The organism is Shewanella sp. POL2 (genome assembly GCF_000282755.1).
GTDB classification, from domain to species: Bacteria; Pseudomonadota; Gammaproteobacteria; order Enterobacterales; family Shewanellaceae; genus Shewanella; species Shewanella xiamenensis.
Window position 1 is genome coordinate 1 of record NZ_AKZL01000163.1, and the last position, 3,551, is coordinate 3,551.

The following is a 3,551-nucleotide window of genomic DNA, read 5'->3' on the forward strand; positions in this document are numbered from 1 at the left end:
GCCTCCTAGCTTAAGTGATAAAGCCGCATCTCTGATTGTCTTTAATTTGACCCCAGGGATCGCAATATCCATTGCCATCCCTTGCATATGGTAACTTTTTTTAGCTACACCACCACTTTTACCTGCCAACATCGCATTGGTTTTTGGTGAGCGGTAACCAGAAATCACATGGATTTCATTATCAGTATTTAACGTCGTCTTAAGCGTATAAAGCAAATCAAATAAGCGTTTATCCATCGGTGCTGTTACATTTTGACGGTGATCTCGCAGCAAGTGGCTAAAATCGGCCAACACTTCATTCTGATAATGGCCATCGACCCAATAGCTACCGTTGTTATATTCACCCGTATGGCGATTATACAGGCTAAGCTCACGCACACCTTTGGTTGAACGGCTCGCTATCGCTTTGGAAGGAATTAAGGAACACAATGCCACACCACTGAGGCCTAACAACAACTGCCTACGGGCAGGACAAAGTAAGGTCACATCATCACCTTTGTTCGTTTTTTGGACACTAAGAACGCAAACTATCGTGAATTGCCATCCAAATCAAGTCTTGATCGACATGCAAACAATCAGATTAAAAAATCCTTCAAAAGTTCAATCAATTAGAGCATGTTAAAAATCGTTGCAGAAACCACATAACTCAGCTCACTCTCCTGCTGGTAAATGTCATTCCGATATTGCACTTCCCCAGCGTCATCAAGCCATACCGTCCAATAGACAATAAATATGGGCAACTTATCAGACAAGGAAAACCATTGGGATTGGGTGATATCTGAACTTAATTTATCCCAAAGGCGCTGATCATTGACTAAATGGCTCTTAAACCAGCGTGCTAATTCTTCAACCTTCTCGACCCGAATACAGCCCGATGATAAAGCTCTGTTAGCCTTTTTAAAGAGACTTGGCTCAGAAGTTCCATGCAAATACACACTAAAACTATTGTCGAAATGAAATTTATAGCGGCCTAAGGCATTTTTGGGTCCTGGCCGTTGCACCAACTGATAAGGAAAATGCGATGAAGCGAGTACTTGCCATTGTTCTGCAGAATGCTCGGCGCGCTTACCATCATAATCGTAAGCATCAAATTCTCGTTCAGTAAGATAATGCCCATCATGGCGAATATGCGGCAGGATATCACGTTGAATAATCGTGCGTGGCACTCGCCATTCAGGGTTCATCACAACACTGGAAATTTGACTTTTTAATAAAGGCGTTGGCCGCGATGCTTTACCGACAATCACTTTAGACTGTAAAGTCACCTTCCCTTCTTCAACTAACTGGAGCTCAAATGCTGGAATATTAACCAGTAGGTAGCGTGCTGGTAACTGTGGTGTCAATATCCACTGTCTCAGCATATTTTTCGCCAGTAACTTAGCCCGAGTATGGGGCGATTGGTTAAGCCAGTAAAGGGTTTGTTTCCCTATTACACCATCTGCTTGTAAGCCGTGTTGCTGCTGGAATTGCTTAATGCTAGTCACTAGTTGCTCGTTATAAAGCATCCCATTTTTAGCCTCTTCAGCAGATACGATACTGGGTTCATTTGGCAGAAAGCCTAATACAAAAAGTCGCTTCGCAATTGGCAAAATCAAAGGACTTTGCTGCCTAGGAGTGAGTTTCTCTTCCTGTGTTAACGTATCCCATGAAGTCATGTTCTCTAACCTCATGAGCTGTTTAAGCGTAAAGAGCACAGCTCGGTAATGAGTGTCCTGTTGAGTAAATACCTTACTGATACAAGGTTCAACACATTCCGCTTGCTGATCGAGGTAATACCAATAGCGTTCCAGTTGTTGGTGCATCTTAAGCAGTTCGGCTTGTTCATCAGTACTCAAGGGCCGATGTTGCCATTGGCTGAGTTTTTGATAATTAGCTCGAAATACCGGACTGACATCGGCAAGATCAAGCAACAATGTCTGATCGAGTAGTTGTGTAATAGAAATGTCTAGCTCTGTAGAACCATGTGTTAGTTCGGTCGACTCAGCGGCTTGTGGTGCACTCGAAACGAATGTAAACACCATCAACAGCGCTTTTAAATACCATTTAAATGTGCAACCCCCCAAGAGATAACACCGCGCAAAACGAGTCACAGACACCATAGACATCTCCCTTTGACAACAGTAACTTAGGTAGGTTAAGAGATGGATAAATGCAATCAGTACAGCAAAAAATCAAATGCCTAATCTCAAACTGCACTTTGCGCTAAAAACAAGGCAAATGTAGGCGCAAAAAACGAGCCTATAGCAAGTCAATTCAATCCTGTAAGTCGTGCAACGAATTGTTTGCGATACATTTATTATCCAGAGCGAGATTAGTATTAAGATCACTATAGCTGAAGCTGTTCGTAAAATGCAGCTCACTATCGACCTAAAACAAAAATGCCACTGATCATCAGTGGCATTTTTACTATTTAGCGTAATAGAAAGTAATTAACAGAAGGAGACCAGATCCTCTGGCACAAACTGTTCTGGTAGTTTTTGCAAACTCCGCAGCATTAGCGGATTAGCCAGCACTAAAGCCATTTCCTGGCGATTAAAGAGTGCTAAGGCACTTTGCTGACACTGTGCTTCATGTACTTTGACGTGCACAATGGCTTCAACTGGTTCAATCGGCGTTCCGGCGGCACGTAGTGGCTGTTTATCAACCATGGCTAAGTGAAGCTCCATCAGCGCAGGGTCTTTCAGTAATTGTGCTAATGTCCAAGGCTGTTCAATATGCGCTTGGTAAGCCGCACGCGCTTCTTGTGCCCTAATACAAATAGGCGCAGGACTGCGTTCTTCTGGAGTGGCGAGGATCCCAATACGTTTGAAAAACTCCCCAATTTTAATCGAACCGGTCCAAGCCGAAATGGGCACCGCTAACCACAAACCAATCAAGGCGGGGCTCATCCACGCGAGCAATGTTAAGGAGTCCAAAATCGCGGCATACCCCAACATCACACCTGCAAGCATATGCCAACGGTGGCGATAAATCAGGGTTAACCAAGGCATGCTACCATCGTCACGGCGCTGTGGAGACCAACCACTATCACGTCCCATCAGAATCGACATTACCGCACCGCAGTGGATGAACATCATGATTGGCGCGATCAATGCTGAGAGAATGACTTCAAATAGCACACTGAGCATCGCTTTAATGCGCCCGCCTACGCTGCGGGCAAATTTGCCATCTTTTAACAGCAACAACACGCCAAAGATCTTCGGTCCAAATAACACCACCATAGTAATATAGAACAGTCTCAATGCCCTATCCGAGTCCATGATTGGCCACGTTGGGAATAATGAGAACTGATCGGTGAAGTACTCTGGACGAATAAAGTGGGCCTGCAAAGCGAGCATCAACCCCGTTAAAATCAATAACAACCAAAATGGCGAAGATAAGTACGCCATAATACCCGTCATTAAGTGCAGGCGACTAACCCAATGCAACCCTTTAGTTGGCAGAATACGTGAGTGCTGCAAGTTACCCTGACACCAACGACGATCGCGTACCGCTAAGTCAACAATTGATGGAGGGCATTCCTCGTAGGAACCGGGTAAATCGTATGCAAT

2 protein-coding genes and 1 pseudogene are annotated in these 3,551 nt (G+C 44.4%); all 3 read right to left on the reverse strand.

What is annotated here, in order from left to right:
• Positions 1–486: DUF882 domain-containing protein (locus SHEWPOL2_RS21685; RefSeq protein WP_037431645.1), on the reverse strand; the 486-nt coding region annotated here is incomplete at its 3' end.
• A gap of 122 nt (positions 487–608) precedes the next feature.
• A complete protein-coding gene (locus SHEWPOL2_RS21690) occupies positions 609–2,021 on the reverse strand; it encodes a L,D-transpeptidase family protein (protein ID WP_239642798.1) in 1,413 nt (470 codons plus the stop codon).
• Between the two features lie 408 nt (positions 2,022–2,429).
• Positions 2,430–3,551 (reverse strand): annotated as a pseudogene (locus SHEWPOL2_RS21695) (glucan biosynthesis glucosyltransferase H); the annotation flags it as partial.